Origin of the sequence: Micromonospora sp. NPDC005413 (genome assembly GCF_040606435.1) — a bacterium.
GTDB lineage: Bacteria > Actinomycetota > Actinomycetes > Mycobacteriales > Micromonosporaceae > Micromonospora.
In genome coordinates this window covers 55,250-79,563 of record NZ_JBEXEV010000015.1, presented here as the reverse complement: position 1 = coordinate 79,563, position 24,314 = coordinate 55,250, and the positions used below count along the sequence as shown (strand labels likewise).

21 protein-coding genes are annotated in these 24,314 nt (G+C 71.5%); 5 read left to right on the top strand and 16 right to left on the bottom strand.

What is annotated here, in order from left to right:
• Positions 1 to 81: 81 nt before the first annotated feature.
• Positions 82 to 1,242, top strand: a complete 1,161-nt coding sequence (locus ABZS37_RS18045) for an SAM-dependent methyltransferase (protein WP_355170250.1) — start codon at positions 82 to 84, stop codon at positions 1,240 to 1,242.
• Positions 1,243 to 1,270: 28 nt separating this feature from the next.
• Here ABZS37_RS18045 and ABZS37_RS18040 read toward each other — a convergent pair whose 3' ends face one another.
• A complete protein-coding gene (locus ABZS37_RS18040) occupies positions 1,271 to 1,438 on the bottom strand; it encodes a hypothetical protein (protein ID WP_355170248.1) in 168 nt (55 codons plus the stop codon).
• Positions 1,439 to 1,613: 175 nt separating this feature from the next.
• Between ABZS37_RS18040 and ABZS37_RS18035 the strand changes: the two genes are divergently transcribed.
• Entirely contained in the window at positions 1,614 to 2,030 is a 417-nt protein-coding gene (locus tag ABZS37_RS18035; protein WP_355170246.1) for a helix-turn-helix domain-containing protein, read from the top strand.
• Between the two features lie 10 nt (positions 2,031 to 2,040).
• On the opposite strand, the gene ABZS37_RS18030 is transcribed toward ABZS37_RS18035, so the two are convergent.
• From ABZS37_RS18030 to ABZS37_RS18020, 3 genes are all read right to left on the bottom strand, one after another.
• Positions 2,041 to 2,973: a hypothetical protein gene (locus ABZS37_RS18030; RefSeq protein WP_355170244.1), complete on the bottom strand. Its 933-nt coding sequence runs from the start codon at positions 2,971 to 2,973 to the stop codon at positions 2,041 to 2,043.
• Positions 2,974 to 3,199: 226 nt separating this feature from the next.
• Positions 3,200 to 5,329: a DEAD/DEAH box helicase gene (locus tag ABZS37_RS18025; RefSeq protein WP_355170242.1), complete on the bottom strand. Its 2,130-nt coding sequence runs from the start codon at positions 5,327 to 5,329 to the stop codon at positions 3,200 to 3,202.
• Positions 5,330 to 5,385: 56 nt separating this feature from the next.
• On the bottom strand, positions 5,386 to 7,029 hold the full coding sequence (locus tag ABZS37_RS18020) for a BTAD domain-containing putative transcriptional regulator (protein WP_355170240.1): 1,644 nt from the start codon (positions 7,027 to 7,029) through the stop codon (positions 5,386 to 5,388).
• A gap of 142 nt (positions 7,030 to 7,171) precedes the next feature.
• Between ABZS37_RS18020 and ABZS37_RS18015 the strand changes: the two genes are divergently transcribed.
• Positions 7,172 to 7,993: a hypothetical protein gene (locus ABZS37_RS18015; protein ID WP_354996760.1), complete on the top strand. Its 822-nt coding sequence runs from the start codon at positions 7,172 to 7,174 to the stop codon at positions 7,991 to 7,993.
• Positions 7,994 to 8,053: 60 nt separating this feature from the next.
• Here ABZS37_RS18015 and ABZS37_RS18010 read toward each other — a convergent pair whose 3' ends face one another.
• From ABZS37_RS18010 to ABZS37_RS17990, 5 genes are read right to left on the bottom strand one after another with little or no spacing between them, the layout of a single operon-like run.
• Entirely contained in the window at positions 8,054 to 9,163 is a 1,110-nt protein-coding gene (locus tag ABZS37_RS18010) for a branched-chain amino acid ABC transporter permease (protein WP_355170238.1), read from the bottom strand.
• Positions 9,160 to 10,050 (bottom strand): branched-chain amino acid ABC transporter permease, encoded by an 891-nt coding sequence (locus ABZS37_RS18005; protein ID WP_354996762.1) that lies wholly within the window; start codon positions 10,048 to 10,050, stop codon positions 9,160 to 9,162. Before ABZS37_RS18005 ends, ABZS37_RS18010 begins: the two co-directional genes overlap by 4 nt.
• Complete coding sequence (locus tag ABZS37_RS18000) at positions 10,050 to 10,829, bottom strand: ABC transporter ATP-binding protein (protein ID WP_355170236.1); 780 nt, start codon at positions 10,827 to 10,829, stop codon at positions 10,050 to 10,052. Before ABZS37_RS18000 ends, ABZS37_RS18005 begins: the two co-directional genes overlap by 1 nt.
• Positions 10,829 to 11,572 (bottom strand): ABC transporter ATP-binding protein, encoded by a 744-nt coding sequence (locus ABZS37_RS17995; protein WP_355170234.1) that lies wholly within the window; start codon positions 11,570 to 11,572, stop codon positions 10,829 to 10,831. Before ABZS37_RS17995 ends, ABZS37_RS18000 begins: the two co-directional genes overlap by 1 nt.
• A 3-nt stretch (positions 11,573 to 11,575) precedes the next feature.
• Positions 11,576 to 12,775, bottom strand: a complete 1,200-nt coding sequence (locus ABZS37_RS17990) for a substrate-binding domain-containing protein (RefSeq protein ID WP_355170232.1) — start codon at positions 12,773 to 12,775, stop codon at positions 11,576 to 11,578.
• 451 nt (positions 12,776 to 13,226) lie between these two features.
• On the opposite strand from ABZS37_RS17990, the gene ABZS37_RS17985 reads away from it, so the two are divergent.
• Positions 13,227 to 14,561, top strand: a complete 1,335-nt coding sequence (locus ABZS37_RS17985; protein ID WP_355170230.1) for a potassium transporter TrkG — start codon at positions 13,227 to 13,229, stop codon at positions 14,559 to 14,561.
• A gap of 17 nt (positions 14,562 to 14,578) precedes the next feature.
• Positions 14,579 to 15,247 carry a TrkA family potassium uptake protein gene (locus ABZS37_RS17980; RefSeq protein ID WP_355170228.1) on the top strand — a complete coding sequence of 223 codons (669 nt, stop codon included), beginning with the start codon at positions 14,579 to 14,581 and terminating at the stop codon, positions 15,245 to 15,247.
• A 47-nt stretch (positions 15,248 to 15,294) separates the two neighbouring features.
• Here ABZS37_RS17980 and ABZS37_RS17975 read toward each other — a convergent pair whose 3' ends face one another.
• The 7 genes from ABZS37_RS17975 to ABZS37_RS17945 all read right to left on the bottom strand — a co-directional run bounded on the left by ABZS37_RS17975 (position 15,295) and on the right by ABZS37_RS17945 (position 24,039).
• Entirely contained in the window at positions 15,295 to 16,971 is a 1,677-nt protein-coding gene (locus tag ABZS37_RS17975; RefSeq protein ID WP_355170226.1) for a serine/threonine-protein kinase, read from the bottom strand.
• Between the two features lie 71 nt (positions 16,972 to 17,042).
• The gene (locus ABZS37_RS17970) at positions 17,043 to 18,605 is read right to left on the bottom strand and encodes a fused MFS/spermidine synthase (protein ID WP_355170224.1); all 1,563 of its coding nucleotides are present in this window, start codon (positions 18,603 to 18,605) and stop codon (positions 17,043 to 17,045) included.
• Between the two features lie 36 nt (positions 18,606 to 18,641).
• A complete protein-coding gene (locus ABZS37_RS17965) occupies positions 18,642 to 19,658 on the bottom strand; it encodes a hypothetical protein (RefSeq protein ID WP_355170222.1) in 1,017 nt (338 codons plus the stop codon).
• Positions 19,659 to 19,852: 194 nt separating this feature from the next.
• The gene (locus ABZS37_RS17960) at positions 19,853 to 20,662 is read right to left on the bottom strand and encodes an inositol monophosphatase (RefSeq protein WP_355170220.1); all 810 of its coding nucleotides are present in this window, start codon (positions 20,660 to 20,662) and stop codon (positions 19,853 to 19,855) included.
• Positions 20,655 to 21,107: a response regulator gene (locus tag ABZS37_RS17955; RefSeq protein WP_355170218.1), complete on the bottom strand. Its 453-nt coding sequence runs from the start codon at positions 21,105 to 21,107 to the stop codon at positions 20,655 to 20,657. The genes ABZS37_RS17960 and ABZS37_RS17955 overlap by 8 nt, the downstream gene beginning before the upstream one ends.
• The gene (locus ABZS37_RS17950) at positions 21,104 to 22,843 is read right to left on the bottom strand and encodes an ATP-binding protein (RefSeq protein ID WP_355170216.1); all 1,740 of its coding nucleotides are present in this window, start codon (positions 22,841 to 22,843) and stop codon (positions 21,104 to 21,106) included. Before ABZS37_RS17950 ends, ABZS37_RS17955 begins: the two co-directional genes overlap by 4 nt.
• Positions 22,840 to 24,039, bottom strand: coding sequence for a fused response regulator/phosphatase (locus ABZS37_RS17945; protein WP_355170320.1), 1,200 nt, complete (start codon positions 24,037 to 24,039; stop codon positions 22,840 to 22,842). The genes ABZS37_RS17950 and ABZS37_RS17945 overlap by 4 nt, the downstream gene beginning before the upstream one ends.
• Positions 24,040 to 24,314: the final 275 nt, after the last annotated feature.

Below are 24,314 nucleotides of genomic sequence, written 5' to 3'. Positions count from 1 at the left end.
AGCCACACCTGACATCCCCCGCACCGCCTCGCGCGGTACGGGGGATGTTCCCTTCCCACCCCACCTGCCGAAAATGGAACGATGCCGGAACCACTGGACGCCGCCCTGACCGAGGTTCGGGCCCTCCTGCTCGACCCCGCGCTGACCCGGGCGGTCGCCGCCGGACGCCGCCGCGGGCCCCGCCCCACCGTGGTTCGGGCCGAGCTGCGGCCGGTGACGCTCAAGGCCGGGCCCCGACTTCAGATCGCCACCTCCGACGGCGCTCGCCCGTACACCCGCAACGTCGCCCCCGGTCCGGAGGCCGCCGTGGCGGTCGACGAACTGCTGGCCGAGCCGTTCGGCAACTGGCACGTGGAGACAACTGACGCGACGCTCCAGCTGAGGGTGACCAAGTCCGGCGAGGCGCAGGTTCACCGGGCCGCGACGGCTCGTCCGGCGGCGACGCCGGGCGGAAATGACCGGGCCAAGGAGTACCTGCTGGACCCGGGCGATGAGATCTTTGCCGAGATCGGCGGCTCGGCGGCCAAACGCCGTCAGGTGGACGCGTTCCTGCGTGCCCTGGCCGCGACCCTGCCCGATGAGCTGACCGGTCCGCTGCGGGTGGTCGACCTGGGTTGCGGCAACGCCTACCTGACGTTCGCCGCGTACCGCTATCTGACGAGTCGAGGGCTCGACGTCCAGCTGATCGGCGTGGACGTCCGGGAGGACCAGCGGCGGCGCAACACCGAGCTGGCGCAGCGGCTGGGCTGGGCCGAGCAGGTCAGCTTCGTGGCCGGCACGATCGCCGACGCCGTCGTCGACCCCGCCCCCGACCTGGTGCTGGCGCTGCACGCCTGCGACACCGCCACCGACGAGGCGCTGGCCCGTGCGGTGCGCTGGGAGGCCCGCTGGGTGCTGGCCGCGCCGTGCTGCCACCACGACCTGGCGAAGCAGCTCCGCGCCCACCCCGCCCCGGCCCCGTACGAGCTGCTGACCCGGCAGGGCATCCTGCGTGAGCGCTTCGCCGACGTGCTCACCGACGCGTTGCGCGCGGGGTTGCTGCGGGTGCACGGCTACCGGGCCGAGGTGGTGGAGTTCGTGGACTCCCAGCACACGCCGCGCAACCTGCTGATCCGTGCCCGCCGGACCGGCAGCGGTCCCACCGAGCCGCAGCGCGCGGAATACCGCGAACTGGTCGACCAGTGGCAGGTCACACCACGACTGGAGACCCTGCTGGCCACTGACGAGGCTCCCGCGGCCTAGCTGCCGGAACGTGGAGGCCGGCGGTCGGTCAGCGGCGGCGGTCGCCGTTGCTGCCCCGGTCACGGCCGCCGACCCGGCCGCCGACCCGGTCACCGGCACCACGGTCGAGGGTCGACACCCCGTCGTTGCCGGCCCGCTGGCTGAAGAGGCTTACCGCACCGGGCTGGTACGGCTGGGGACGGCTCGATTCGGCCATGGTGGTGCTCCTCGGCTGGTTGGTGTCTTTCCCCGTGAGTCGTGGATGGTGCCCGCGAACAGGTCCCGTACACGGGACAGATTGTGCGGTCAGTCAATTGTTTCCGGCCCGGGGCGTACTACCCTCGGAAGGCGCATCGTCCCAGTGCTCCGGCCGGGAGGGATAACCCGCAGGGATGGGTTCCGCAGAGGTTTCACCGCAGATGGCCTTCGCCCGCTTCGTTCGGCGGGCCATCGACGACGCTCGTGACGAACGCGGGTGGACCGTGACCGACCTTGCCGCACACACGGGCGTGGGCCGCTCGACGGTGTTCCGTTGGTTGGCCGGGGACTGGCAGGACTATCCCGAGTTGGCCAAGGTCCGGGGCTTCTGCGCGGCACTGGATCTGCCGGTGGCGGCCGCGTTCCGGGCGCTCGGGCTACCCGATGCGGGCCCTGCTCCCCGCCGCCGCAACGACGACGGCCCCGTCGAGGCGGACGTCCGGGCCATCCTGGATCGGCTGGCCGACCCCACGGTCCCCGCCGAGGAGAAGCACCACATCCGCGACCTGCTCCGCTACCTGGCCCGCCGCCCCATCCGCCGCGCCGGCTGAGCCTGCCGGCTCAGGGGACGTCGAGGGTGAATTCGGCGGTGTGGACGTCGGGCCCCACCTGGAAGTCGAGAAAGAGGCGGTAGCGGCCTGGGCCCGGGGTGGTCAGCCAGAACTTGACCTGGCCGTCCACTAGCTCCGGCTCCGGGTGCACGTGCAGGTAGCCGAGGTCGCCCTCACGCAACGCCACCAGATGCCCGTACGCCCCGAGGTAACGCTGCAGCGGAGCCGCACCGCCAGCGCCGTCGACCCGGAAGGTCAGCGGCACTGTCGCTCCGCCCTGCGGGGTGCCCTGATAGCCGACGGTGAACCCGTCCACGGTCGTCGAGGTGGCTGGGCGCGGCAGCGGACGGGGCTGGTAGCCGCCGGGCGCGACCAGGTCCGTGCCGAGGGTCACCGCGGTCTGTGCGCCGTTGCCGGCGACCACTGTGAAGTCGGCGTACGCGCGCCAAACGCCCGGCTGCGCGAGGGTCAACGGCACCGACCAGGTGCCGTCCGCCGCCATGGTCGGGTGCAGGTGCTGGTAGCCGGTCAGGTCCCGGCGGACGACGATGAGGTGCATCGGCTTGTCGTGCACCACGGCGAAGCGGGTGACCGGCTGGCGCTGCACGTCGCGCACCTGGAAGCGGAGCTGACCGGGGCGACCGGCCGCGAACTCGGTGGCCAGTGGGGCCATGGTGAGCCCGGCCGAGCTGACCGACAGACCGCCCGGCTCGGTGGCCGCACCCTGATCGGTGCCCGTGGCGGTGCCGTGGTTGTGCGGCCCGATGCCCGGCGGATCGGTGTGATCTGCTGCCAACGAGGGGCTGCCCGTGGTGGCGCCGTCGGCGTTCAGCCGGCCGAGGCCGAAGCCGAGCAGCACCGCCAGCACCAGCCCGCCGACCACCAGCGCCAGCCGGAGCGTGCTCCGATCCAGCGCGTGGGTGACGGGCTGTTGGTCGGTCATGCCGCCCACGGTACCGTCGCGCCGGACCGCTGCCGGCCGATGCCCGGGCGGCGTGGCGCCGGTCGCATTCGGAGGTGCCCGGGAACTTTCCCGCCCGACCCGGCGCGGACAGCACCGTGGGTGCGCGCAGCACGGCAACCGGGCGCGGGTGCGCCAGCACGGGGGCAACCGGGCGGGGTTGTGAGCGACACGGCGACCGGCGCCGACCGGCGCGAGCCGCAGCGGGTCAGCCGGCCACGGCGAGGGCCAACGGGAGCACGTCGGGTGCGCCGGCCCGGCGCAGTGCCCGGGACACCAACGTCATCGTCCAGCCCGAGTCGACCAGGTCATCGACGAGCAGCACCGGGCCGTCCAGGCCAGCCAGGGCGTCGGCCAGGTCGGCCGGCACGGTGAAGGTGTCATGCAGGGCGCGTACCCGCTGGGCGCTGTTGCCGCGCGGCCCGGCCGGGCCGCCCCGGCCGGCGGAGGTGACCTCGCCGAGCAGCGGCAGCCGGCCCACGGCGGCGATCCGTTCGGCGAGCGACCCGACCAGCCGGGGCCGTCGCCGGGAACCGACCGCGACCACCGCCGCCGGTCGGCGGGGCCACGGGTCGTCGCCGTGCGCCCACGCCTTCAGCACCTCCACCACCGCGCCGACGACGTCGTCGGGCACCGGCGCGTCGGGCGCCTCCGGGCCGACCAGATCACGCAGCCGGCCACCCCAGCCCAGGTCGGAGAGCCGCCCAACGGCACGGCCCGGCAGCGTCTGCTCCGCGGGGGCTATCCGGCCCTTGAGGGGTACGCCCACCGCGTCGAGCCCGGTCGGCCAGAGCTTCTTCGGGGCGATCTCCACCCCGGGTCGCCCCAGGAAGGTCTGCGCGGCGGCGTGCGCCGCCGTCGACACGTCCGCGGAGAAGAGCGGATCGGCGCACCGGTCGCACCGGCCGCAGTCGGCCGCCCCGGTGTCGTCCAGACATTCCCGTAGATACCGCATCCGGCAGTCGGACGTGGTCGCGTACTCCCGCATGGCCTGTTGCTCGACGGTGCGTGCCTCGGCGACGCGGCGCAACCGGGCCTCGTCGTAGACCCAGGGCTCGCCGGTGGCGAGCCAGCCACCGCGCACCCGGCGGACCGCGCCGTCCACGTCGAGCACCTTGAGCATCAGCTCCAGCCGTGCGCGGCGCAGGTCGACCAGGGGTTCGAGGGCCTGGGTGGAGAGCGGGCGGTCGGTGTGCAGAGCGGCCAGCACGGCCCGGACCTGCTGCTCCGGTGGGAACGCCAGCGAGGCGAAGTAGCGCCAGATCGCGGCGTCCTCGACACCGGGCAGCAGCAGCACCTCGGCGTGCTCGACGGCGCGGCCGGCGCGGCCGACCTGCTGGTAGTACGCGATCGGGGAGGGCGGCGCGCCGAGGTGGACCACGAAGCCCAGGTCGGGCTTGTCGAAGCCCATGCCCAGCGCGCTGGTGGCGACCAACGCCTTGATCTTGTTGTCCAGCAGGTCCTGCTCGGCGGCCCGCCGGTCGGCGTCCTCGGCCTGCCCGGTGTAGGAGGCCACCGGGTAGCCCCGGGAGCGCAGGAACTCGGTCGTCTCCCCCGCTGCCGCCACGGTCAGCGTGTAGACGATGCCGGAGCCGGGCAGCTGGTCCAGGTGGTCGGCGAGCCAGGCCAGCCGGTGCGCCGGGCTGGGCAGATCGAGGACGCCGAGGCGCAGCGACTCGCGGTCCAGTGTGCCGCGCAGCACGAGAGCGTCGCCCAACTGCTCGGCCACGTCCTGGGTGACGCGGGTGTTGGCGGTGGCGGTGGTGGCCAGCACCGGTGTGCGCTCCGGCAACTCGGCGAGGAACGTCCGCAGTCGCCGGTAGTCCGGCCGGAAGTCGTGCCCCCAGTCGGAGACGCAGTGCGCCTCGTCAACCACCAGCAGCCCGGTGGTCGCGGCCAGTTTCGGCAGCACACCGTCGCGGAAGTCCGGGTTGTTCAGCCGTTCCGGGCTGATCAGCAGCACGTCCACCGCACCGGTCTGGATCTCGGCGGTGATCTCGTCCCACTCGTCGAGGTTCGCCGAGTTGATCGTGCGGGCCCGGATGCCGGCCCGCGCCGCCGCCTCGACCTGGTTGCGCATCAGCGCCAGCAACGGCGACACGATGACGGTTGGGCCGGCCTGCTCGGCCCGGGTGGTGTCACGCAGCAGGGCGGTGGCGACGAAGTACACGGCCGACTTGCCCCAACCGGTTCGCTGCACGCAGAGCACCCGCCGCCGGTCGACGACTAACGCCTCGATGGCCCGCCACTGATCCTCGCGCAGCCGGGCGTGGTCACCGGCCAGCCGGCGCAGCACCGCCTCGGCCCGCTCCCGTACCGCTGCCCGCTCGTCACCCATCCGGCATTTCTACCAGCGCCGTGCGTCAGGACCTCGGTTCGCGCGAGAGGTTCCGGTCACGATCCGGGCGTTTGCGCCTCGTCGGGCAGGACGGCCGAGGGCAGGAAGATCAGCAGATCGCGGAGGGGCTCGGTGGCGTTCGGAGGCAGCAGGCAGCGCGCGGCGAGCTCTTCCATCGAGGTGTACGGGCCACGCAGCCACCGGTCCACGACGATCTGCCGACCCTGCTCGGGCGTCAAACCGGGCAGGCCCGTGAGCACCTGCTCCGGAACGGCGTTGATGTCGATCAGGCCACCGTCATCGAAGGTGCCGGGCAGGTCGGGCCGGCCGAGTCGCAACTCGGCCCGGGCCGCGGGGTAGTGGTAGAGCAGGTAGCGGGCGTGCTCTCGACGGATCCGCCGCTCATCGTCAGCGCGGTCCCTCCCGCTGACCAGGCTCCCGGTGATCGCCGCCCAGAGCCCTCGGCTGAGCAGCACCACATGCACCGCCCCGACCAGCCAGGTGACGGCGGCCAGGCCGACGAAGGCCAACGCCTGATTGTCGGAAACCTCGTCCGCGTTCTCGACGTCGAGGACATTCACCTCGACGGTGACCAGGACCAGATAGCCGACGCCGGCGAGCGCGAGGCGCCAGCTACGCCGCCAGAACGCGTAGGCCAGGATCACCAGCCAGGTCAGGCAACCGAAGGAGAGCAGGACGAGCGCCGTACCGAGGACCGTGACGGTCCTGCTCACCCAGCGCGGTGTCTGCCGCCTCGCGCGCTTCGTGGCGGCCGATGGTGGCGGTGTGTGGAGCGGGGTCGACAGGAGTGACGGCGGGTATCCCACGCCGCTCGGACGCTGGCTCGCCGCGATGGGCATGACCGGTTCGACGGGCTGGGTGGCCACGGGCCGGGGTGGCTCCGGCTCGTTCGAGGGCTTCGCCGCCGCCGTCAGCGTCGGGTCGGAGCGGAGGATGCGCCGGTGCAGTTCCTGGAGCGCCTCGCCCGGCTCGATGCCGTACTCCTCCCGGAGCAGGTCGCCGAACTCCCGATAGGCGGCGAGCGCCTCGGCCTGCCGCCCACTGCGATACAGCGCGAGCATGAGCTGGTGCCGCAGCCGCTCCCGGACCGGGAACTCGGCCACCAGCTCCACCAACTCCCCGACCATCTCGCGGTGCCGCCCCAGGTCCAACGTCAGCTCGGCCCGGGTCTCCAACGCCACGGCCCGCAGCTCCACCAGCCGTTGCCGGGCCGCCTCGAAGACCGGCCCGGTGAACCCGGTGAACGGTTCCCCCTGCCAGAGGGCCAGGGCAGTGGCCAGCTCGGTCAACGCCTCGGCGGCACGGCCCTCGGCGCGTCGCTGCCGGGCGCGGTGGATCCCCCGCTCGAAGCGGACCGCGTCAAGCACGTCCGGATCGACCCGGAGCAGGTAGCCGGCGTCGGTCAGGCCCAACACCTGCCCCGGCGTACGCGGCGACCGGTCCGGCTCCAGCACCCGGCGCAGCCCGGCGACGTACTTCTGCACCACGTTGGGGCCGTTCGCGGGCGGATCCTCCGGCCAGACCGCCTCGACGATCTGCCCCGTGGACACCGGACGACCCGCGGAGAGCAGCAGCACGGCCAGCACGGCACGCTGCTTGCCGGGACCGAGGTCGATCTCCCGCTCGGCGTACCAGGCCCGCTGAGGCCCGAGGATCTCGAAACGCAGCGTTCCTGACATGCGAATTTCCGCTCCTGACACCCCCGGCAGCACCAGACGGCAGTGCCCGGCAGCCGGACGGCAGCATATCGGCAGCCAAACCGCCGCGCCTGCCGGCAACATCGTCGTCGGCAGAAGCCATGCAGCGAGAAAGAGACATGTGATGACACAGGCAACGGGCACCGCCGGCACCATCCGACGGACGGTCGGCACGGTCGCCGCCGTGCTGGCCACGACCACCCTGCTCACGGGTTGCGGGTCCAACAGCGAACCGGCCGCAGCACCGCAGAGCAGCCCGACCGCCAGCCCGACCGCCGACCCGAAGCAGGCACTCCTCGACGCCGTTCCGGACGGCACCGAGGGGACGTTCCGGTTCAGCGGCAAGGACTCGTCCAGCACGCTCAGCGGACGGATCGACCCGGACTCGAAGGCGTTTGAGATCAACACGACCGTTGCGCCGGGCGCCGACGGCATCACCACGAAGATGTCGTTCCTGCTGATCGGTGAAGAGGTCTGGATGAAGGCGAAGTTCAGCGGCCAGCCGGGCCTGCCGAAGTTCCCGGACAAGTGGATGAAGCTGGACCGTACGAAGCTGGCCGACGGCGAAGCCATCCCGGCCTACGACGGCGCGGACCAGGGCAACGCCGGTCCGCTCATCGAGGCGGCCACCTCCGTCAAGGAGCAGAGCCCCGGGCAGTATGCCGGTGTCATCGACGTGAGCGCCGGCAACGCGGCGGAGGCGCTGGAGGAGGGCGAGGCGGCGGCGCTCGGCGAGGCCGCCAAGACGGTGCCGTTCACCGCCGTCGTCGGTGCGGACAAGCACCTGTCCTCGCTGACGCTGAAGATCCCGGCCGCCGGCAAAGCGAAGGCGTACGACTACGTCGTCACGTACGCCGACTACGGCAGCGCCCCGAAGATCAGCGTGCCGACCGGCACCGCCACGACGAAGGCACCAAAGATGGCGTACGAGATGTTGAACGGCTGACCCACGACGCAGGAGGGCGGCGGCCACACGGGGGGCCGCCGCCCTCCCGTCGTCGGGGGGTCAACGGCGGGGGCGGAGGGAGCGGGTCAGGTGGGTCAGGCGGGGGGCCAGGCTGGTCAGGCCGCCTGGGAAGAAGTAGACCGCCAGGATGAAGACCGTGCCCAGGACGAACAGCGGCTGGCTCAGCGGGCGGCTCAGGACCGCCGGCAGGTTGTCGACCGCGTCGGACGTACCGAAGGCGGTGAGCCGGTGGTCCAGGTACATGTAGAGGACACCGCCGAGCACCGGCCCCCACCGGGTCCCCGGCCCGCCGAGCACCACCATGACCAGCAGCGACAGGGTCAGCTCGGAGGAGGTGATGTGCGGCGACGCGCCGCCGACGATCAGGACGTAGACCACCCCGCCCGCCGACGCCAGACCGCCGGCCAGGGTGAACGCCACCAGCTTGTAGCGGTACGGGTCCAGCCCGAGCACGCCGATCCGCCGCTCGTCGTCGCGCAGCCCGGCGAGCACCCGGCCGGTCGGCGAACCGCTCACCCGGTGCACCACGAAGACCACCAGCGTCAGGTACGCCAGCGCGAGCCAGTACAGGTTGACGGTGTTCGTCACCCCTACCAGCCCGGCGGGCAGCCCGGACACGTCCAGCGGCAGGCCCTCCTCGCCACCGGTGAGCCCACCGAAGTCCCGCGCGACCAGGATCGCCCCGACCTGGGCGAAGGCCAACGTGACCATGGCGAACGCGATGCCCACGGTCCGCAGCGCCACCGCGCCGAGCAGCGCGGCGAGGATGGTGCCACCGGTGATGGTCAGCAGCGCCGCCTGCCAGAGCGGCAGGCCGGCCCGGGTGACGAGGATGTCCGTGCCGTACACGCCGGCGGCGAAATAGAGCGCGTGCCCGAAGGAGAGCATCCCGGTCCGACCGAAGAGCAGGTCGTACCCGGCGGCCAGCCCGCCGAAGATCAGGCAGATGGCGAGGATTTGCAGGGTGCCCGGTGAGTTGATCGGCCCTTCGAAGATCCCCGGCAGGGAGATCGTCGAGTACGGCAGGATCACCAGGACGACCAGCGCGACCAGCGGCAGGAACGGGCGGACCCGCTGCCACCGCTCCCGCTGCGGGGTCAACTCGGCGGGTACCTGCGCGGGAGGCGCGTCGAGGGTGGAGTTCGTCATGCCGTTGCCACCTTTCCGGCGATGCCCTGCGGGCGCAGCAGCAGCACCACGGCCAGCAGCCCGACCACGCAGATGTCGCCCAGCCCGGACGTGCCGTAGTAGTTGACGAACTGCTGCACCAGCCCGACGACGACAGCCGCGTACGCGGAGCCGACCACCGAGCCCATCCCGCCGATCACCACCACGATGAACGCGAAGATCAGCAGCGAGCCGCCCTGCCCGGGCGAGACCGTGCCGAAGTAGACCCCGCCGAGCGCACCGGCGAGCGCGGCAGCCGCCCCACCGATCGCGAAGACGAGAGTGAACGCCTTACGGACGTCGATGCCCAGCGCGGTCACCATCTCCCGGTTCTCCACCCCGGCCCGAATCACCAGGCCGTACCGGGTCCAGCGCAGGAACGCCAGGATCGCACCGAGCACCAGCACGGCCGCGATGATCAGCAGCAGGCCCCCGTTGGGCACCTGCGCGCCGAGGATCCCGGTCACCTGCCGGGTCCAGTCCGGACGCGGAAACGGCCGGGCGTCCGCACCCCAGGTGGCCTGGAGCAGCGCCACCCCGGCCAGTGACAGACCGACGGTGACCAGCACCTGCTCGATGGTGCGGGAGTAGAGCGGGCGGATCAGCACCAGCTCGACCAGGATCGCCACCAACGTGCCGGCAGCCACCCCGAAGGCGACCGCCAGCACGAAGCCGAACCCGTCACCGCCGGCGCCCGGCAGGTTGCCCGCCGCCCACCAGGTGCCGTAGGCGCCCACACCGAGGAACAGCCCGTGCGCGAAGTTGAGCACGTCGGCCAGGCCGAAGACCAGGGACAACCCGGAGGCGACCAGGAAGTACAGCGCCGCCAGGCCGAGCCCGGTCAACGCCAACAGAATCACGGTCCCCATCAGTGCTGGTCCTTCCTCGCGACTGCGGGGCTCGCAAGCTCACTCCTCGCGCTCGACGAGTGCACCTCCGCCGAGCCGACGCCGAGCAACGACTTGGTCAGCGCCGTCTCCAGCAGCAGCTCGCGGGCGTCGCCGGTCCAGGCCACCTTGCCAGCGGCCAGCACGACCGCGTCGCGGGCCAGCCGTCGTACCACTGCCAGGTTCTGCTCGACGAGCAGCACCGGCACCGACTCCGCGACCCGTTCCAGCACCTCGGCCACCTCGGTCACCACCTTCGGAGCCAACCCCTTGGTTGGCTCGTCGACCAGCAGCAGCCGGTTGTCGTTGAGCAGCACCCGACCGATCGCGAGCATCTGCTGCTGCCCGCCGGAGAGCGAGCCGGCCCGTTGCCGTCCGCGCCGGTCCAGCTCCGGAAAGAGCGCGAAAACCTTGTCGTACGCCGGGCTGGTGCCGCGCCGCTCTGCGAGCCGCAGGTTCTCGGCGACGGTGAGGCCGGCGAACACGCACCGGTCCTCGGGCACGTAGCCGAGCCCGCCGCGGACCAGCCGGTGAGTGGGCCGGGCCAGCAGGCTCTGCGCGCCCATCCGGATGGTGCCGCGGACCTCCCCGGCGGGCGGGGTGAGGCCGACGATCGCGCGCAGCGTGGTGGTCTTGCCGACGCCGTTGCGGCCGAGCAGGACGGTGACGCCGGTCGGGGCGACCGTGAAGGACACCCCCTGGAGGATGTGCAGCCCGGAGATCCGGACCGACAACCCCTCCACACTGAGGATCGGTTCCATCAGAGCGACTCCCCCAGGTAGGCCTCTTGCACGGTGGGGTTGGCCATCACCGTCTCCGGGGTGTCGCAGGCCAGCAGCGCGCCGTGGTGCATGACGGCGATCCGGTCGGCCAGTTCGAGGATGACGTCCATGTGGTGCTCGACCATCAGCACCGCCCGGCCGCTGTCGCCGGTCAACGACTTGATGACGGCCACCAACTCGGGCACGTCTTCGGCGCTGACGCCGGCCATCGGCTCGTCCAGCAGCATCACCCGCGGTTCACCGGCGAGCAGCAGGGCGATCTCCAACTTGCGTTTCTCGCCGTGGGCCAGGGTGCCGGCCAGCGCCGTACCCCGGTGGGTGAGGCCGACCCGGTCGAGCGCCGCGTCGGCGGCGGCAGCGACCTCCCGGTCGGCCGCCGCTCGCCGCCACAGTGCCATCGAGCCCCCGCGGTGCGCCTGCACGGCGAGCCGGACGTTCTCCCGCACGCTGAGCGAGCCGAAGACCGAGGACGCCTGGAAGGTACGGCCCAGCCCGAGGCGGGCCCGTCGGTGCGGCGGAAGCGCCCCGATGTCCTGCCCGTCCAGGACGACCCGGCCCTCCGTGGCCCGGCGCAGGCCGGTGATCAGGTTGAACAGTGAGGTCTTGCCGGCGCCGTTCGGCCCGATCACGCCCAGGAACTCCCCGGGCGCGAGATCGAGGTAGACGCTGTCGACGATGGCGACCTCACCGATCCGCCAGGTCAGACCGCGGGTGGCGAGCATGGGTCAGCCCTTCATGGCCACGGCCGGTGGCGCGGTCTCGTCACCGGTGAGGCTCTTCTGCGCGGTTGCCGTGAACGCGGTGCCGCTGCCGGTCAGCTTGGCCTGGAACATCGGCTGGAGAAGCGCGTGGTCCGCGGCCCGGATGGTCATCTTGCCCTTGACCCCGTCGAAGCTCCAGCCCTCCAGCGCGGTGACCATCTTGTCGACGTCGTCCCCGCCCTCCTGCACCGCACGGACCACCATCTGGGCGGCGGCGAAGCCGTCCGGGTGGAACAGGTCGATGGTGCTGACCTTGGCCTTCAGCGCCTTGCTGGCCTCGGTGTCGCTGGCACCGTCGAAGTAGTGCGACAGGAAGGAGATCTTGGTGCCGGCAGCACCGAAGGTCGGCCAGGAGGCCCGGATGTCCAGACCGGTGACGACCGTGGTGGAGGAGAGCACGCCCTGCTGGTCGAGGCTCTGCCACATGGCCGGGGCGGTGGTGCCGGCCCAGGCGACGAAGAGCAGGTCCGGCTTTGCGGCCTTGATCTGGCTGGCGAACGGCGTGAACTCGGTGGCGCTTGCCGGGGCGCGGACGCTGCTGACGGTCGCGCCGGCACCGCCGATGACGGCCTTGACGGCAGCCTCGTTCGCGTCGCCGAACGCGCCGTCCTGGGCGAAGACCACGACCTTCTTGCCGGCCGGGTCGCCAATGAACGACTTGGCGGTCACCACGTCCTGGTAGGACTGGCGGCCGGAGCGGAAGGTGTACTTGTTGGCGCCGGTGACCGCGTCCGTCGCGGCCGCTCCGGAGATGAAGAGGACCTTGTTCTGCGCCGCGATCGGGGCGACCTGGAGCGCCACGCCGGAGGCGGTGGAGCCGGCAATGATCTTGGTGCCCTTGCCGATCAGGTCCTTGGCGGCGGAGACCGCCTTCGCCGGGTCGCCCGCGTCGTCGACCTCGGTCACCTCGATCGTCCGGTCACCGACCTTGCCAGTGCCCTTGGTGGCGAAGTCGAGCCCCGCCTTGAACCCCTCGATGTACTGCTTTCCATAGCTGGCCAGTGCTCCCGACTGGGAGTACACCAGGCCGACCTTGACCGGCGCGGCGCTGTCGCCGCCGCCGGTGGCGGTGTCCTGCGGGCTGCCACAGGCCGTGGCGGCCAGCGCCGCTGCCATCATCGTGGCGGCGGAGAGGAACACCCGCCGCGTCGTCCGGACCGTCATTGCGACTCCACATGAGGACTCGGAGGGAGAGAACTTCTTCGTGACGGCTCACGCTAGAAGTGACGTCACCCACGGGCTATGTGGCGGAAACACACAAGTAACAGGAATGAGGTGGCCGGGGGTTACAACGGACCGCGTTACCGCCTGAACGCCCGGTCTCCCGATGGCGTGGACCCCCACGGACCGTCCGGCGTCTGTGTCGTCGCGCGCCATCCATCCCGCATGATCGACACCAGGTCGGCGATCTCGCGCGCCAGATCGGCGGGCGAAGATCAACACCGCGCGTCCGCGCGCGTCGCACCCCTTCAAGATCGTGCTCGATCGTGGATGTAGTGGCCTCGAACGTTCTGTGACACCACTACTTCCACGATCGAGCACGATCTTGCGAACGTCCGCCCGGCGGAATGCCTGTTCCCACTCCGAACGGTGACCGGAACAGGAAGATTGTCTGGTGCGCCGGTTCTTCCGCAACCCCGTGCGGCTGGTGCCGTTCGCGTTCCTGGTGCCGATCCTGCTCGGCACCGGGCTGCTGTCGGCGCGTTGGGCGACGGTCGACCACCAGCGCCCACCCCTGGTCACCGCGCTCTTCACCGCCACGTCGGCGGTGTCGGTCACTGGCATGGCGGTCACCGACACTCCCAACTACTGGTCCGGCTTGGGACTGGTGGTGATCACCGTGCTCACCCAGCTCGGCGGCCTCGGGATCCTCACCGTTGCGGCGCTGGTCATCCTGGTGGTCTCCCGTCAGCTCGGGCTGCGCAACCGGCTATTGGTGCAGGCCGAGACGGCGGAGTTCGGCATCGGTGACGTGGCCCGGCTGCTGCGCCGGATCGCGGTGACCGTCTTCGCCTGCGAGGCGTTGATGACCGCGCTGGTCGCGGGCCGACTGTGGCTGGCGTACGACTACCCACCCGGGCGTGCCCTCTGGTCGGGCGTCTTCCACGCCGTTCAGGCTTTCAACAACGGTGGCTTCGCGCTCTACTCCGACGGCCTGCTGGCCTTCGACCGCGACCCGTGGGTGTCACTGCCGCTGGCGTTCGGTGCGATCGTCGGCGGGCTCGGGTTCCCCGCCCTGTTCGAGGCGGTACGCGAGTGGCACAAGCCTGCGGGCTGGGCCGTGGCCACCAAGCTCACCATCTGGGGCAGTGTCGCGCTGCTGCTGATCGGCTTCGTCGGCCTGCTCGCCGCCGAGTGGACCAACGACGACACCATCGGCCCGTACGACGTTCGGGGCAAGATGCTCGCGTCGTTCACCCAGATCGCGCTGAGCCGGACCGGCGGCTTCAGCGTCCTGGACATCACCGCCCTGCAGGAAGAGAGCTACCCACTGCTGATCGTGCTGATGTTCATCGGCGGTGGCAGCGCCAGCACGGCCGGCGGGATCAAGGTTTCCACGTTCTTCCTGCTGGCGTTCACCATCTGGGCCGAGCTGCGCGGCGAGCCGGACGTGACGGTCGGGCACCGCCGGGTGGCCACCGCCAGCCAGCGACAGGCGATCACTGTGGCCCTGCTCAGCGTCGCACTGGTCACGGCCGGGACGATGCTCTTGCTGCTGCTCACTGAGGGGGTCCGCTTCGTGGCGGCCCTGTTCGAGGTCACCTCCGCCTTCAGCACCACGGGGCTGACCATCGGGCTGGCCGGCACGCTGCCGGGCAGCGGCCAATTGACTCTGACCGTGTTGATGTTCATCGGCCGGATCGGGCCGCTCACCCTCGGATCAGCGATCGCCCTGAACACCCGGCGCCGGCTCTACCGCTATCCCCAGGAACAACCCGTTGTCGGCTAGCAGCAAGGAGGGTCGAGGTGTCAGCTAGGCGCGCGGATGGTCGGGGCGTCGTGGTGATCGGGCTGGGTCGGTTCGGCTGCCACCTGGCGGGGTCGCTGAGCCGGATGGACCGCGAGGTGCTGGCCATCGACCGCAACCCGGAACAGGTGCAGCGGTGGTCGGCCCAGCTCGACCGGGTGGTCCAGGCCGACGCGACCGAGGAGGGGGCGCTGCGGCAACTCGGCGTTGCCAGCTTCGGGCGGGCGGTGGTGGCCATCGGGGCCTCGGTGGAGGCGAGCGTCCTCACCGTGCTGGCGCTGGTCGAGCTGGGTCTGCCGCAGATCTGGGCGCGGGCGACCTCGCAGAAGCACGCCAAGATCTTGTCGTCGGTGGGCGCGCACCATGTGATCTTCCCCGAGGCGGAGACCGGTGACCGGGTGGCGCACCTGATCGTCAGCCGGCTGCTCGACTTCATCGAGTTCGACGACGACTTCGCGATCGCCACCGTCCGGGTGCCGGACTCCCTGGTCGGGCGGACCCTGCTCGACCTGCGTCCGGAGGAACGCTACGGGGTTCGGGTGGTTGGCGCGAAGCTGCCGGGCGAGCGCTTCCGGTACGCCTCCGACAGTACGAGGCTTTCCCAGGGCGTCGTGCTGGTCGTGGAGGGCGGGATCGACCAGGTGCAGCGGTTCGCGGGGCAGCGCTGAGCGGCCTCACTTCTTACCGCTGCCGTGCCCCTTCCCGTGACCCTTGGTCACTTTCCCGCTTTTCCCGGACCACCATCCGATCCCTTGCCCTTGCTGGGCTTCTCGGGCTTGGTCTTCGTCGTGCCACTGCCCGGGCCGGAGCCACCCGAACCCGGGCCGCCACGGACCGTCGCCGCCTTCGGCGCGACCGTCACCGCCTTCGGCGGGGCCTTCACGGTGGCCGCCTTGCTCGGCGGGACAGTGGGAGGAGTCGTGCCGGCCACCCCGGAGACCCGTACCCCGCAGGTCACCTCGCCGAGCCGGAACTCCACCGGCAGCGGGTTCGCCCCGCTGTACTTCCCCGCGAGGGTGAACTTCTCGGCCGCGCCGGCAGCCAGCGTGGTGCGCTGGGCCGTCGGCCGGATCAGCACCGTGCTCCCCTGCTGGTGCACCGGTGCGGGCTCCGCCTTCGTCACCGTCTGCTGCCCGGGAAAGGTGAAGCTCATCGTCCAGTCCCGCAGCTCACGGTCACCGGTGTTGGTCAGGGTCAGCTCGGCGGCGAAGTCGCGGCCGGAGTCCGTCCGCAGCGCGTACGCCACCTCGCAGGGCGCCGCCGTCGGCAGACCCATCTTGGCCACGGTCGTCGGCTGGTCCCCGCCACTGGCCGGGCTGCGCGAGGTGAACCCCCACATCGCCCCGGTGACGGCGATCAGCCCGACGGCGGCCACTCCGGCCTCCACCCGCCGACGCCTGGTCACCCGCTGCCGCGCCCGCCGGTTCCGGTCACGGGTACGCGACAGCGGCAGCGCGTCCGTCGCCGCCGACCAGGGCAGGATCGTGGTACGCGCACTGCCCAGCATGGCCGGGTCCAGGGGCCCGGCGGCCGGCGACACCGGCACCGCCGCCAGCATGCCGGCCGCGTCGGCGAGGGTCCGGGTCAGCTCGGCGGTGACCGGCCGGTCGTCGGGCCGCTTGGCCAGGCAGCGCCCCACCAGGGCGGCCACCTCGTCGGGCAGGCCCGGTACCGTCGGCATCGGCGCCGGCTCGTTGTACATGTGCGCGCGCAACATCTGGGTGGTCGTGCTGGCCTGCCACGGCAGCCGGCCGGTGAGCATCCGGTAGAGCAGCAGCCCGACGGCGTACACGTCGGTGGCCGGGGAGACCTGGCCGTTGTCCAGCCGTTCCGGCGCGAGGTACGCGGGCGTGCCCAGCAGCGAGCCGTCCGGCCCCTTCTCGCTCTCCCCGACCAGCGCCGAGATGCCGAAGTCGACCACCTTGACGCCGGTCGACGTGAGCATGACGTTGCCCGGGGTGACGTCGCGGTGCACCACACCGCGGGCGTGGGCGGTGGCCAGCGCCGAGCTGACCTCCGCGCCGATGGTCACCGCTTCCCGCCACGGCAGCCGGCTCTCCTGACCCAGCCGGCTGGCCAGAGACATGCCGTCGACCAGCTCCATCACCACGTACGGCACGGTCAGACCCACCTGCTCGGACTCGCCGTAGTCGTACACGTTGGTGATGTTGGGGTGGCAGAGCCGCGCGGCGGCCTGCGCCTCGATGCGGATCCGGTGGCGGAAGGCCCGGTCGGTGGCCAGCCGGGAGGCCAGCACCTTCACCGCGACCTGGCGGCCGAGCACCTCGTCGTAGCCGCGCCAGACCACCGACATGCCGCCAGCGCCGAGCTGCTCGATCAGCCGGTACCGCTCATCGAGCAGCTGCGCGCCGTTTCGATCCCCACCACCCATGGTGACCGTTGTTGCCCACGAGCAGCCGACCTACACCTCAAGGATCGGAATCGGTCAGCTTTGTCACCCGTTCAGGCGGTGGCCAGCAGTTGGTCCACCGGGGCGTAGTCGTCGGACAACACCATCGCCCCGCCGACGAAATCCGTCAGCTCCGCGCCGGACAGCAGGCTGACCTTCGGGTCGACCTCGCCCAGTCGGGCTTGAACGGCTTCCAGTGGCAGCGGCGCATCGGAGCCGACGATGAGGAAGTTGGACCCCCGCTCCTCGGCGAGCGCCTCCGGCGGCGCGATCAACGCGACGTGCGCGAACTCGGCGGCCACCGTGGCCAGCTCCGCGCGGATGAACCGCAGCGGCGGATAGTCGATGACGTTCTGCACGTACACACCGCCGGGGCGGGTCACCCGTCGGACCTCGGCGGCCATTTCGCGGGTGGCCAGGTGCCAGGGCACCACCAGGTGGCCGAACGCGTCACCGACCACCAGGTCGCGGCTGTCCGTCGGCTCACCGACGACCAGCATCCGGGCGTCACCCACCACCGCCCGCAGCTCCGGCCCCGGGCGTACGCCCAACTCGCGCTCGCCCAACTCGACCAGCCCACCGTCGATCTCGAACACCACGTTGTCAGTGCCCGGCCGGGTGGCGGTCAGATAGCCCGGCACGGTGAACCCACCGCCGCCAAGGTGCAGCGCGTCCAGCCGCTGACCGGCCGGCGCGGTGACGTCGGCGACCGCGCCGATCCACTTGGTGTACGCGTACTCCAGGTGCTTCGGGTCGGCCAGGTCCACGTACGAGTGCTGGGCCGAGTTGAGCAGGAGCGTGCGCCCGGTGGGCCGGTTCGGGTCGGACGCCACCCGGGCGCAGTGGTACGCCGTCTCGATGTCGCACGGGTTCGGTGCCACGGTGGTCAGCCCGGCCCCGACCAGGCCGAGGACGGCCAGCGCGGCCCGGGTCCGGGCGGGACCGGGCAGCTCGGTGGGGTCCTGCCGGCGCAGATACCAGCCGAGGCCGAGGCCGACCAGCCCGAGCGCGATCGCCAGTGCCAGCAGGATCACCGTGCTGCGCAGCGCCGCGACCAGCACGAAGCCGGTGAGCAGGGTGGCGGTGATGCCGCCCAGGGTGCCGATCCCGGACAGTCGACCGACCACCTGGCCGGTGCGGCGCAGGTCGGCGAGCTGAAGCTTCACGACCAGCGGGGTGACCGCGGCCAGCAGAGCGGCCGGCACGAACACCGCCAGCGCCACCAGCAGCAGGATGGCGGTCTCCGCACCGCCGCGCAGCACCTCACCGGCGTACCGGACCACGGGCAGGGTGACCGCGGTGGCGATGCCGGCCAGCACCAACGCCGGTGCCAGCAGGCCACGGGGATTACGTCGGTCGGCCAGCCAGCCACCGGACCACGCCCCGTAGGCGATCGCGGCCAGCGCGATGCCGATCACCGAACTGGTCACCTGGAGGGTCACCCCGACGTACGGGCCGACCAGGCGCAGCGCGACGGTCTCCAGCACCAGCACGGCGCCGCTGGAGAAGAAGACCAGGAAGGCGGCCAGGCCGTTGGGCAGCGCCCGGCCGGTGACCGGCACGGACGGGGCCGAGGAAGCCGGTGGGGCCGCTACGTCGGGCGGTGGGGAGTTCATCGTCGCGATGGTACGCAGCGAAGCTGGTGCTCCGGGTCAGTACATCGAGAGATGAACATGGTTCGTGTGGGACGCGGCGGGACTGCCGCTGCCGCTGTACGCACGCCATCCGGTGCCGGGATGCCAGATCTGCCGGTACCAGATCACGTAGAGCACGCCCAGTCGGTCGGCGTTGCGCACGTGCCAGGCGGCCAGGCTGTCCCCGTACGCCTTGTCGCCGCCGGTCGCGTTGCGATCCTCGAAGCCGTTGGTGGCTGCCGCGAAGTCGCAGGCCCGCCCCTTCGGGTGCTCGCCGCCGCCACCCTCGCGCTTGCAGGAGACATGCCGCTTGTAGCCGGCGGCCTGGGTCTGCTTGAGCGCGTTGAGGGTGCGCGGGGTGATGCAGCCGGAGGTGGTCGGGTCCTTCACCGAGCAGGATTCCGAGGGCCAGGATCCGTCGGAGTTGCGCGGCGCCGGCTTCGCCGAGGTGGAGCTGCCGCCACTGAACCCGTTGCTGCTGCCCGAGCTGACCTCGGCGAGCGCCGCCTCGGCCTCCTTCTTCTTCTTCGCCATCACGGCGAGCTGCTTCTGCTGCTCGCGGACCTCGGCGTCGATGGCGACCTTGGCCTGCTGCGCCTGCTCCCGGGCTTCGACGAGATCGCGCAGCCGCTTGCTGTCCCGCTGGGCCATCATGTCGAGGTCGCTGGCGCGTTGCAGGAACGCCTGCGGCGTGGCGGTGTTGAGCAGCATCGACGCCGGGCTGAGCCGGCCGACGCGGTACGACTGCGCGGCAACCTCGCCGACCTGGGCGGTGAGCCCGACCAACCGACCCTCGACCGCCGTCAGCTCACCGGTCAGCGCCGTCTGGCGACGCTTGGAGTTGTCCAGTTTGGCCTTGGCATCGATGTGGCCCTTGGCGGTCAGCTCCAACGCGTCCCGCAGCTTCTTGCTGCCGCCCTCGTCGGGCTCCGCGTACGCGGGCACGGCGGCACCGCCGAGCACCAGCGCGGCGGTGGCGAGCACGGCGAACAGTGCGCGGCGACCGAGCCGCGGGCTGAGCCTGGTCCTGGGCACGAAAGCGTCCTTCCGTCGACCGCCGGCCCCCGGTGAACCACTGCGCGGCGGCGTCCCCGCCGGCGCCGGTCGGCGGCCTGCTGGCGGAGACCGCCGGTCACGATACCGGACTGCGCGCCAGTGACCAGCCCCGCTGGCCGCCGGGTTGACACGATGTCGACGGAGCGTGCCAACACTGTCGCGCAGTGCGCGGATCAGGGGCCGATGAGGGCGTCGCGCACCTCGGTCCAGACCTGCTCGTTTGCCGCGACGAGCAGACCGCGGCCGTCGTCAGCGGGGTGGTAGTCGACGCCGTCGAACCGGCGGGCGACGCCACCGGCCGCGCGGACCAGCAGAGAGCCCGGGGCATGGTCCCACGGCAGGGTGCGCCAGAAGAGGGCGAACTGCTGCTCGCCGGTGAGGATGTCCAGATACTCCCGGCCTGCGCAGTGCTGGCCGGGCAGCAGCTCACCGAGCCGCCGGCCGCCGGCGCGGACCCGGTCCCGGGTCTCCGGCGGCAGGAACCTGGTCATCGCCACGCCGCGCAGCTCACCGAGCGGCGGCACCGAGGCGCTGCCGTTCACCGGCCGGCCGTTGAGCAGGATGCCGTCGTCCGCCCAGGCGGCGGCGAGAGTGTCGGCGAGCGGGTCGAGGATCCAACCGGCGACTGGCCGCCCGTCGGTCAGCAGTGACACCATGACGGCGAATGGCCGGCGACCCGCGGCGAAGTTGGCGGTGCCGTCGACCGGGTCGACCAGCCACACGTCCCCGCCGTCGCGCAGGTGCCGCAGCAACCCCGGGTCGTCGGCGACGCCCTCCTCACCGACGACCTTCGAGCCCGGCCGCAGCCGGCGCAACCCCGCCGAGAGCAGCTCCTCGGCCCGGCGGTCAGCGATGGTGACCACCTCGCCGGGTGCCTTCTCCGACACGTCGGCGTCGTCGAGTTTGCCGAACAGTGGCAGCACGACCTGATCGGCGACCTCCCGGAGCAGGTCGCCTACGTCGTCGAGCAGGGTGTCAGCCACGCGGCGGCAGCTTGACCACGCTGACGAAGAACTCGTCGATCTGACGGACCACCGAGATGAAGCGCTCGAAGTCCACCGGCTTGGTCACGTAGGCGTTGGCGTGCAGCTGGTAGCTGCGCATGATGTCCTCGTCGGCCTGCGAGGTGGTGAGCACCACCACCGGGATCCGACGCAGGTTCTCGTCCTTCTTGATCTCTTCCAGCACCTCCCGGCCGTCGCGGCGGGGCAGGTTGAGGTCGAGCAGGATCAGGTCGGGCGTCACCGCGTCGGCGTACTGGCCCTCCTGCCGCAGGTAGGCGAGCGCCTCGGTGCCGTCGGAGACGACGCTCAGCCGGTTCCGCAGCTTGTGCTCCTCGAACGCCTCCTGGGTCATCAACACATCACCCGGATCGTCCTCCACGAGCAGGACCTCGATCGGGCTCTTGCCATCCGCCGGCGCGGTCATCCCACCGTCTCCCTCATGTCACCCGTTCTACCGCTTTCCGGCGACTCGTCTGCCCGGTCCGGCCGGTCCGGCCCGGCGGACTGCTCCGCCAGCCCCGCCGGAGCCTCGTTCGAGGGCGTCGCGTCGCCGTCTGCCACAGTCTGCGGCTGCTCCGGCGAGTCGACAGCCGCAGTGGCGGCGGCCTCGATGTCACTCGGAAGCGCCGGCAGGGTGAACCGGATCGCGGTGCCCTCCGGCACGTCGGTGTCCACCCAGACCCGGCCGCCGTGATATTCGACGATCTTCTTGACGATGGCCAACCCGATGCCGGTGCCCGGGTACGCGTCCTTCGAGTGCAGCCGCTGGAAGATCACAAAGATCTTGTCGGCGAACTCCGGCTCGATCCCGATGCCGTTGTCCTGGCAGCTGATCTCCCACTCGGCGCCCACCAGCCGGGCCGAGATGTGCACCTTCGGCGGCACGTCCAGACGGCGGAACTTGATCGAGTTGCTGACCAGGTTGGCCAGCAGGTTGGTGAGCAGCGGTTCCTCACCCGAGATCACCGGCAGCTCGGTCCAGGTTAGCTCGGCATCGGCGTACTGCCGGGCGGCCTCGGTCTGGCCGGCCACGTCGCCCATCACCTTGTTGAGATCGACCTCGACGAAGCCGGTGGTGAGTCGGCCGATCCGGGAGAACGCGAGCAGGTCGTTGATCAGACGCTGCATCCGCTGCGCGCCGTCCACCGCGAAGGCGATGTACTGGTCGGCCCGCTCGTCGAGCTGCCCGGCATAGCGGCGCTGGAGCAGTTGGCAGAAGCTGGCCACCTTGCGCAGCGGCTCCTGCAGGTCGTGCGAGGCCACGTACGCGAACTGCTCCAGGTCGCGGTTGGACCGGGTCAGCTCCTCCGCCTGCTTCTGGAGCTGGCTGTTGACCCACTCGATGCGCTCGCGGGCAGCCCGCACCTCGGCCAGGTCGGCGGCGATCTTCTGGCGCATCGCGTCCACGTCCTCGCCGAGCCGGATGAACTCCGGCGGGCCGGTGGTGGCGATGCCGTGCTGGTAGTCACCCTCGGCGACCTCGCGGACCTGGTCGGCCAGCCCGATCAGGGGTCGGATGACCATCCGGTCCAGGGAAAGCAGCAGCACCGAACCGGCGATGACGACCACCAACGCGGCGACGATCAACAGGACGACCAGCACGTTGCTGCTGGTGCGCACGTTGGCGGCGGCCTCTTCCCGGGCGGCCAGGATCTCCTCCTGGAGGTCGTTCACCGCCGATCGCACCTCGTCGAACTGCTGCCGGGCCTGTTCGGTGACCAACGCCTGACCGGCGCTGGTGCCGCTCTCCTCGGTAGTCGTGATCACCGGCTCCGCCACCGACTGCCGCCACTGCGCCGTGCGCTCCTCGACAATCCGCATCTCCTGGCCGATCTGCGGGTAGTCGTCAAGCAGCGCCCGCATCGCGGCGATGACGCTCTTCTCCTGTTCGAGCCCCTCCTGGTACGGACTCAGGTCGGCGGGATCACCGCTGACCGCGTACCCGCGGATCCCCGTCTCCTGGTCGAGCAGCGCGTTGAGCAGCTCCTGTGACTGCACCCGCAGCGGGCCGGTCTGGTTCAGGATGGCGTCGATCTGGGCGCGGTTGCGGGCGGCCATCGCCGCTTCCGCGCTGGCCAGGCCGATCAACAGCACACCCACGACGGTGAGCAGCGTGATGACCCGACGGCGCAGACTCCAGCCGCCGATCTCCGGCTTCATCGGCCACCACCCCGGCTGACCAGCAGCATGGCCACGTCGTCGGCGAGGGGGCCACCGTTGATCTGCTCCGCCCGGCCGACCAGCCAGGCCGGCAGCTCGGGCAGCGACACCGCGCGGTTCGCCGGCTCGTCCAACAGGCCGCTCAGACCCGGCACGTCGAGCCGTTCGTTGCCGGCGCCCACCCGCCCCTCGATCAGGCCGTCGGTGTACATCAGCAGGGACCAGTCATCGGTGTCGAACTCCAGGTCGTAGGCGATTGGCCGGCGAGGTCGTACGCCCAGCAGCCGGCCGCCGGGCGCGGGCACCGGGGCGACCCGGCCGCCGGTGAGCAGCAGCGGCGGCGGATGCCCGGCGAGTCGGACGGTGGCTCGGTTGGCGTCCAGGTCCAGTCGGGTGGTCGCCACGGTCGCGAAGATCTCCTGGAGGCGGCGCTCACTCATCAGCACCTGCTCCAGTGCGGGCAGCACCTCGTCGTCGGGCACTCCGGCGAGCACCAGGGCCCGCCAGGCCACCCGCAGCTCCACACCGAGCGCGGCCTCGTCCACCCCGTGCCCGCAGACGTCGCCGACGATCAGGTCGAGACGGTCCGGACGGGTCTGCACCACGTCGAAGAAGTCCCCACCGATCAGCGCGGCGTGCCGGCCCGGACGGTAGAAGGTGTGCACCGCCACCTGGTCGGTCGTCATCAACGGCTGTGGCAGCAGGCCGCGTTCGAGCCGAGCCGACTCGGCCTGGCGCAGCTCGATCTCCCGCAGCCGGCGGGCGTTCTCGTCGGCGCGCTTGCGCTCCACGGCGTAGCGCAGCGCCCGGGTCAGCAGTACCCCGTCGACCTGACCCTTGACCAGGTAGTCCTGTGCACCCTCGGCGACCGCCACGATGCCCAGGTGCTCGTCCGAGCGGCCGGTCAGCACGCAGACCGCGGCGCCGCTGGACATCTCCAGCACCTGGCGCAGCCCATCCAGCCCCTGCGCGTCGGGAAGGCCCAGGTCGAGCAGGACGCAGTCGACGCCTGCGATCCGCTGCCGCGCCTCGCTGAGGCTGGTGGCGATCAGCAGCTCGATCATCGAGTTCGTCTCGGCGAGCAGCTCACTGACCAGGAAGGCGTCACCCTCGTCGTCCTCCACCAGCAGCACCCGCAACCGCTCGCCCGGCGGAAGGTTGGCGTGCCGCGCCAGGCCACCGTGCGGGTACGGCACAACTGAGGAACCGGCCAAGCCGGCCCCCCGGTGCGGCCGGGTCACCGCCGCGAGACGCGGGAGTTCGCTGGTGATGTCGGGCTCCTTCCGAGTGCCCTGCTGATCCTGTATTAGACAACGGTCGCACACAACACGATGCCCACGGCACGGGCGGGGATGGGCCGCATCACTGCCCGCCGAATGACCAGCCGGGCGGGCGGTCGATGCGGGCGTACCGGCCATCGCATCGGGGGCCGCCTCCGGGCAGGATGGTGCCACCCCAGGCCCCACCACCC

Excerpts from the sequence above, each read along its gene's own strand:
- ABZS37_RS18020 (WP_355170240.1), bottom strand. The coding sequence starts at position 7,029 with ATGTCAGGAACGCTGCGTTTCGAGATCCTCGGGCCTCAGCGGGCCTGG.
- ABZS37_RS18030 (WP_355170244.1), bottom strand. The coding sequence starts at position 2,973 with ATGACCGACCAACAGCCCGTCACCCACGCGCTGGATCGGAGCACGCTC.
- ABZS37_RS17970 (WP_355170224.1), bottom strand. The coding sequence starts at position 18,605 with ATGAACTCCCCACCGCCCGACGTAGCGGCCCCACCGGCTTCCTCGGCC.
- ABZS37_RS17995 (WP_355170234.1), bottom strand. The coding sequence starts at position 11,572 with ATGCTCGCCACCCGCGGTCTGACCTGGCGGATCGGTGAGGTCGCCATC.
- ABZS37_RS17975 (WP_355170226.1), bottom strand. The coding sequence starts at position 16,971 with ATGGGTGGTGGGGATCGAAACGGCGCGCAGCTGCTCGATGAGCGGTAC.
- ABZS37_RS17950 (WP_355170216.1), bottom strand. The coding sequence starts at position 22,843 with ATGAAGCCGGAGATCGGCGGCTGGAGTCTGCGCCGTCGGGTCATCACG.
- ABZS37_RS18045 (WP_355170250.1), top strand. The coding sequence starts at position 82 with ATGCCGGAACCACTGGACGCCGCCCTGACCGAGGTTCGGGCCCTCCTG.
- ABZS37_RS17990 (WP_355170232.1), bottom strand. The coding sequence starts at position 12,775 with ATGACGGTCCGGACGACGCGGCGGGTGTTCCTCTCCGCCGCCACGATG.
- ABZS37_RS18000 (WP_355170236.1), bottom strand. The coding sequence starts at position 10,829 with ATGGAACCGATCCTCAGTGTGGAGGGGTTGTCGGTCCGGATCTCCGGG.
- ABZS37_RS18035 (WP_355170246.1), top strand. The coding sequence starts at position 1,614 with ATGGGTTCCGCAGAGGTTTCACCGCAGATGGCCTTCGCCCGCTTCGTT.
- ABZS37_RS18025 (WP_355170242.1), bottom strand. The coding sequence starts at position 5,329 with ATGGGTGACGAGCGGGCAGCGGTACGGGAGCGGGCCGAGGCGGTGCTG.
- ABZS37_RS18005 (WP_354996762.1), bottom strand. The coding sequence starts at position 10,050 with ATGGGGACCGTGATTCTGTTGGCGTTGACCGGGCTCGGCCTGGCGGCG.
- ABZS37_RS18015 (WP_354996760.1), top strand. The coding sequence starts at position 7,172 with ATGACACAGGCAACGGGCACCGCCGGCACCATCCGACGGACGGTCGGC.
- ABZS37_RS17955 (WP_355170218.1), bottom strand. The coding sequence starts at position 21,107 with ATGACCGCGCCGGCGGATGGCAAGAGCCCGATCGAGGTCCTGCTCGTG.
- ABZS37_RS18040 (WP_355170248.1), bottom strand. The coding sequence starts at position 1,438 with ATGGCCGAATCGAGCCGTCCCCAGCCGTACCAGCCCGGTGCGGTAAGC.
- ABZS37_RS18010 (WP_355170238.1), bottom strand. The coding sequence starts at position 9,163 with ATGACGAACTCCACCCTCGACGCGCCTCCCGCGCAGGTACCCGCCGAG.